1 protein-coding gene is annotated in these 308 nt (G+C 69.5%); it reads left to right on the forward strand.

Annotated elements, in window-relative coordinates:
- Positions 1-308, forward strand: a 308-nt coding sequence (locus JYB63_RS22790) for an aldehyde dehydrogenase family protein (protein WP_205660210.1), incomplete at both ends; no start/stop codon positions are given.

Genomic DNA, 308 nt, shown 5'->3' on the forward strand with positions numbered 1-308 from the left:
CCAGAACAAACGGGTGCAGGCGCTGGGCGGCGCCAAAAACCACGCGGTGGTGCTGCCGGACGCCGATATCCCCGGCGCGGTCGGCGCGCTGATGGGCGCGGCGTTCGGCTCCTGCGGCCAGCGCTGCATGGCCATCCCGCTGGTGGTCGCGGTGGGCGACGGCACCGCCGACGCGCTGATCGCCGGGCTGCGGCAACAGATGGCCGCCATGCGCGTCGGCCCCGGCAGCGACAACCACAACGACATGGGGCCGCTGGTGACTCAACAGCATTATCAGAAGGTGAAAGGCTATATCGATCAGGGCGTGG

This window comes from Aliamphritea spongicola (assembly GCF_017051665.1).
Taxonomy (GTDB): Bacteria; Pseudomonadota; Gammaproteobacteria; order Pseudomonadales; family Balneatricaceae; genus Amphritea; species Amphritea spongicola.